We start from the raw sequence: 6,000 nt of genomic DNA on the forward strand, positions 1-6,000 counted from the left end.
TGGTCGGCAGGGTGTTCCCCACCTCGTCTCCCCCGGTGCCCGCAGATGGTCCCCCACAGCTCAGGATCTGTCGATTACCGGTCCAGAATCTGTGGACAACTCGACCCGAATCAGAAGAGAGTTGTCCACAACCTCCACTCACCTGCGGCTTCCCGCAAAAAGGAGGACGCCTTACTCCCGGTGTTTCTGCCGGTACTCCCGCTTCGCCCTATCGGAGTGCATGAAGCCCTGGACCTCGTCACCCTGGTACTCCGCACCGTAGTACTCCGCCTGGGCGGAGTTCTCGCCTGTCTTCAGCCCGGCGAGCATCGCATTGTAGGCCTCAAGCTCGGCGTCCCCGTCGCGGTCGGCCTTACGGTCGAACCGCTTCTGCTCCTTCTTGTCCTGCTTCGCCCACTGCGCGCCGTGCATGATGCTGACCAGCACCAGCGGGATCTCCGAGAGTCCCCAGGCGATCGCACCACCGGTGTGCTGCTGCTCCATGAGATCGACCGGGAACGGCAGCTGCAGCGACAGGTAGTACGCCTCGGCAAGCGGCTCAGACATCTGCATCATCGCGATGCCGAACCAGGCGTGGAAGGCCATCGCCGCCAGCGTCATCAGCAGTTTCATGAAGGGACTGAGCTGACGCGGGGCGGCGTCCACCCCGATGGCCACCCAGTAGAACAGGTAGCCGGAGATGAGGAAGTGGATGTTCATGAAAACGTGGCCGGCATGCTCCTGCGCCATCCACTCGAACATGTCGGAGAGATACAGGGCGTAGAACCCGATGACGAACTGCACGGCGGCGACGACCGGGTTGGTGAGGAACCGCGAGACCGGGTTGTTGATGAACACGACCAGCCATTCGCGCGGGCCCTGGATGCCGTTCTTCCCGGCCGGCGGCAGCGCGCGCAGCAGCAGCGTCATCGGCCCGCCGAGCACCCAGAACACCGGGATCAGCATGGTCAGCATCATGTGCTGCAGCATGTGCGGGGCGAACATCGCCATGGAGTACAGCCCTAGCCCCGAGCAGGTGACGAAGAGCAGCGTGAGGTTGCCGAGCGTCCACCAGATCAGGCGGCTGACCGGCCACTCCACACCACGCTTGCGCAGGACGCGCCACGCCCACAGGTACACGGCCTGCAGGAGCAGTGCGCCTGTACCGAAGATCAGGTCGAAACGCCAGTGGGTGAACACGGCCGCCGCGGAGAACGGCTCGGTGAGGTCGAACCCGAGGGTCAGTTCCGCAGGAGAGATGTCGGCGGTGAACTCCACCGGCGGCGGGATACGGGACAGCGAGATAGCTACACCGACGGTGGCGGCCATGATGAGGACCTCCACGATCGCCAGGCGGACAAAGGGACGCTTCCACCAGGCGTCCTTCGTGCCTGTGGACGCCTCAAGCTGCGGGATGGTGTACCGGCGGTGCGCCCAGCCGATCACCGCGAGGATCACGGTGAGCACGGCCTTGAGCGTGATGACGCGGCCGTAGTCGGTCGTGAACCATTCGGAGAAGGACAGGCGGATCGCGGCGTTGATCAGGCCGGACGCCGTCACACCGATGATGCACACCATCGCCAGCCAGGAGTAGCGCTTCACCAGCTCAGGCAGGTGGGGACCACGGCGGGCGGCGTGGGCGACCAGCGCGGCGAGACCACCGATCCACAGGGCGCCGAGGACGATGTGCCAGAGCAGGGAGTTCACACCGTAGTCGTGGTCGCCGCCGGACGCCGAGTGGCCTTCCAGGGCGATGGGGACCAGGGAGATCACCGACAGGGCCAGGAACACCGGCTGCCAGATCCACTTACGGCTGAACAGCGAGAGTACGGCGGCGAGACCGGCGAGGATCGCGATCCACCGCATCGCTCCGGCAGTCGCGACCTGGTCGATCGCGGTGCCCCACAAGTCAGGCTTCAGAGTCTCGGACAGAGGCGCGCCAGAGGCGTCGGAGAGGTAGAGCGGGATCATCAGCAGGGCGCAGACCGCCCAGGCGGCCATGCCCCAGGTGCCGGTGCGGGACGCCCGGAAACCGTCGACATCCAGGTAGCCGTCCTTGCGGGGCGGAGTACCGAGCGCACTCATGAGGAATCCGCCGATACCGATACAGGCGGCGAGGGTGCCGATACCGCGGACCAGCGGCAGTCCCCAGGTCGTGGCCGATCCGGGGTCGGGGAGGCCGAGAGCGGCCAGTGACTGGCCCAGGAAAGCAGCCCCGATCACCGCAGCGACGACACCGGCGAGCAGCGCCGCTCCGATGTAGAGGCCGACCGGGGACCCGATGCGGCGGGGGGACGTGGTGACAGCGTCGGACGTGTCGGACATGATCCCTGACATTACTAGCGTGATCTGCCGATTCCGATTCGGAAGCGCTCGTCGGCACTTCGGTCGGCCTGCTTCGGTGATCGCTGTGCCCGTCCGCTAATATGTCGTCTCGCGCCTCCGTAGCTCAGTGGATAAGAGCATCCGGTTTCTACCCGGCTGGTCGCGGGTTCGAATCCTGCCGGGGGCACCATCGGCGGACCTGCTCAGTGCAGGCCCGTCAAGCGCGTCTCCGGGGGTCACGCCACCGGTGGGTGGCTGCCACCGCAGCCCGTTGACAGGACGCGGTGTCCTCCAGGGCGGTCATGACGGTTCGGGACAGGCCCTGGCGCCGGTGGTCCGGGAAGGTCCAGACGCGCTTGATCTCGGCGGTCTCCTCATCGAGGTACAAGAATCCACCGCCGGCGACGGTCTGCCCGTCCCGCCGGACCAGCAGCAGTGTGCCGGTGGGGGCGGTGAAGACGAGAGGAGGGAAAAGTCGATCTCCTCATGCGCGTCCTGGTCCTTGTCGAAGCCGTCCTAGTCGGCGTAGCGGGTCTCGTACTCCCCGCCGAGCGCGGCGACCAGCGGTACGGCTTCCGGGCAACCGGGGGACGCGACGATGATCCGGTCAGCCATCAGGTGTTCTTCTCCAGCGAACGGAGGTACCACCGACGCGTCCACGCCGGACGCCGGAACAGCCACGCGAAACCGCAGGACGTGAGCAGTCTGTGCAGGCCGAGGCAGAACGTCACCACAATGGCGGCCAGGATCAGCGGCTGCAGCGGCAGGCCGGGATCACCCGACAGCACGAGGTCGGCGACGAAAGTCACGGTCGCGAGCACCATGATGTGCATGATGAAGACCGGCAGGGTGCGGGAGCCGACCGCGATGAGCGGACGCAGCAGCGGCGACCCTTCCAGCGCCGACACCGCGGAGATCACCGCGATGATGCCGACGGACGCCAGGAAGACCTTCACCGGTCCGTTGAGCCCCAGGTTGAAATGGTCGTTGTTGTTGTAGATCCACAGTCCCACGGCCGTGTACACGGCGGTCGCCCCGAGGATGACCGGTAGTGAGCGCAGGCGCGCCAGCCGGTGGATCCACGGGGCGGCGTACATGCCCACCAGGTAGAAGACGTAGGTGTGGAGGATGTCGTTCCACGGCCATCCGAGGTCGAGTTCCGGGGTGCACATCGCGACCGCACCGGCGACGAGGATCTGGATGACGGGGTGGACGCGTCGGGTCGCCTTCGACAGCACGGCGAACAGTGCCAGTGCGTAGAGGAACCAGAGGTAGCTCGGCGGACCTTGGACAGCCTCGAGCATCCGGCCCACCATGGGGCCCCAGTTCTCCGGGTCGAACCCGGCCGGGGCGGCGATGTCGCCGCTGTGGTCCAGCGTGGTGCGGGGGATCATCGCAAGCCAGATCTCCCGGATCGGCACCCACAGGACGAGCAGCCAGAGCATCACCCAGATACGCCGGTCGGCGAACTCCCGCCAGTTCTCGGACAGTGCCTTGGCAGCGAAGAGGCCGGACAGGAGGAAGAACAACGGCATCCGCACCGGGCCGATGACGAGGTTGATCTCCTCCCAGATGCCGGTGGCGTAGCCGTTGTTGTTGAGGTTGATGATCGCGTGACCGGCGACGACGAGGAGGATGCAGAGCCCCTTGGCGGCGTCCACCCAGCCGAGCCGACCGTAGGTCGTGCGCGCTGCGGCGGCTGCGGTGGCGCCGTCACTCTGCGGAGTCCCCTTCCCCGGGTTGGGTTTCTCCGGTTCAGGGGATCTCGTATTCAGCACACGGGTGACGCTAACAAGCCCGGGCTTTCAGCTGCACATCAGGTGGTGCAAACTTTCAGCCCGGGCATTGTCCGGTCTCACATGGTCGTCATCAGCCGAACGTCAGCCCGAAGACAGGAACAGCCAGGGCGAACACCGTGATCGTGATGAGGAAGACGGCCACGAGGTTGAGCCACAGACCACCCTTGAGCATGTCGCCGGCCTTGACGTAACCGGAGCCGTAGGCGATGGCATTCGGCGGGGTCGCCACCGGCAGCATGAAGGCACAGGTGGCGGCCAGGGCGGTCGGGATCACCAGGATGAGGACGTTGATGATGCCGTCACCGGTGAGGCCGATACCGATGGCGACACCGCCCATGATCGGGATGAACGTCGCGGCGGTGGCGGTGTTCGAGGTGAACTCGGTCAGCGCCAGGACGACCGCGGCAATGGCGAAGACCAGCAGTACGGTCGGCAGGGCGTCCATGCCCTTGACCATCTCACCGATCCACAACGACAGACCGGACGCGGTGACCATGGCAGACAGCGACAGGCCGCCACCGAACAGGATCAGGACATCCCACGGGATCGCCTTGGAGTGCTCCCAGTCCATGACGCGTGTGCCGCGATTGTTGACCGGGACGATGTACATGAGCAGTGCTGCGGTCATGGCGATCGCCGCATCCGGGATGCTGATCGTCCACCAGCTGGTGTACTCGGCGAGCAGCGGGATGGTGATCCAGGCGATGGCCGTGATGAGGAAGATGATTCCGGCGGTGATCTCCGCACGGGACATCTTGCCCATGTCGTCGATCTCCTTCTTGATGAGCTCACGACCACCGGGGATCTCCTTCATCTCCGGCTTGAAGACGGTGACCAGCACCAGCCAGGCGATGACGGTGAAGACCACGGCGAGCGGGACGCCGACCATCATCCACTTGCCGAAGCCGATCTCGACGCCGTGGGTGCCGGACATGTAGGCGGCGAGGAAGGCGTTCGGCGGGGTACCGATGATTGTGCCCAGGGAGCCGATGGACGCCGAGTAGGCGATGGCCAGCATCAGGGCGGTGGCGAACTTCTTCTGCTTGTCGTGTCCACCGACCTTGTCCGCGGTCAGCGCCAGCACGGAGATACCGATCGGCAGCATGACCACGGCGGTGGCGGTGTTCGAGACCCACATCGACATGAAGCCGGTCGCGATCATGAAGCCGAGCACCAGCTGCTTCGGCTTCGTACCCACGGCGAGGACCACCATGAGGGCCAGCCGGCGGTGCAGGCCCCAGCGCTGGATACCGAGAGCAAGGATGAATCCACCCATGAACAGGAAGATCGTCGGTTCAGCGTAGGGCGACGACACATCGGCGATCGGCGCAACCTGGAGGATCGGGAAGGCCACGAGCGGGACCATGGCGGTCGCGGCCAGCGGAAGGGCACCGGTCATCCACCAGGCACCCATGAGCACCATGATCGCGGCGGTGATCCGGATCGGGTCGAGCTCGTAGGGGGTCTCGGCGTCGGGGGACGCGTCGTTGACGAGGTCGGCACCGTTGGACGGGAAGATGAAGTAGATGATCACCGCGAGGAGGAGGCCGACACCCAGTCCGATGAACTTCTTCCGGTTCTCGGCACGCTCCACGCCCCGCTTACCGCGGATCTCGTCACCGTCTGCGGCGCTTTCCACGGCGTCCGAGGCGTCGACCGGGGTCTCCTTGCCGGAGTCCTCGAAGGTCACGGCACCGGTGGCGGGGCCGGTGTCCTCGGATTCGGGCGGCACAGCCGAGTTATCGTCTTTCTGAGACATGCGATGTCCTCTCGTGGTACGGAACGTCAGCGACCCACAATAGGGTGAGAAGAGGACACAAACTAATCACCTTCCGGACGAAACGGAGTTCACCAAGGAAATTTACCCCCGTTCATTTCCCCGCCGGCACCCCCACCA

The 6,000-nt window shown here is 65.5% G+C and carries 4 protein-coding genes and 1 tRNA gene; 1 reads left to right on the plus strand and 4 read right to left on the minus strand.

The features are described 5' to 3' along the window. Positions 1–171 precede the first annotated feature (171 nt). Entirely contained in the window at positions 172–2,304 is a 2,133-nt protein-coding gene (locus Q0A27_RS10760; protein ID WP_367273320.1) for a cytochrome c oxidase assembly protein, read from the minus strand. 113 nt (positions 2,305–2,417) lie between these two features. Between Q0A27_RS10760 and Q0A27_RS10765 the strand changes: the two genes are divergently transcribed. Beyond that, a tRNA-Arg gene (locus tag Q0A27_RS10765) sits at positions 2,418–2,494 on the plus strand. A 27-nt stretch (positions 2,495–2,521) separates the two neighbouring features. On the opposite strand, the gene Q0A27_RS10770 is transcribed toward Q0A27_RS10765, so the two are convergent. The 3 genes from Q0A27_RS10770 to Q0A27_RS10780 all read right to left on the minus strand — a co-directional run bounded on the left by Q0A27_RS10770 (position 2,522) and on the right by Q0A27_RS10780 (position 5,862). Then, positions 2,522–2,740, minus strand: a complete 219-nt coding sequence (locus tag Q0A27_RS10770) for a GNAT family N-acetyltransferase (protein ID WP_367273321.1) — start codon at positions 2,738–2,740, stop codon at positions 2,522–2,524. A 178-nt stretch (positions 2,741–2,918) separates the two neighbouring features. Continuing rightward, positions 2,919–4,082 carry an acyltransferase family protein gene (locus Q0A27_RS10775; RefSeq protein ID WP_291475330.1) on the minus strand — a complete coding sequence of 388 codons (1,164 nt, stop codon included), beginning with the start codon at positions 4,080–4,082 and terminating at the stop codon, positions 2,919–2,921. Between the two features lie 91 nt (positions 4,083–4,173). Further along, positions 4,174–5,862, minus strand: coding sequence for a DASS family sodium-coupled anion symporter (locus Q0A27_RS10780; protein WP_291475331.1), 1,689 nt, complete (start codon positions 5,860–5,862; stop codon positions 4,174–4,176). Positions 5,863–6,000 lie beyond the last annotated feature (138 nt).

The sequence above is a fragment of the Corynebacterium sp. genome, from assembly GCF_022712275.1.
GTDB lineage: Bacteria > Actinomycetota > Actinomycetes > Mycobacteriales > Mycobacteriaceae > Corynebacterium.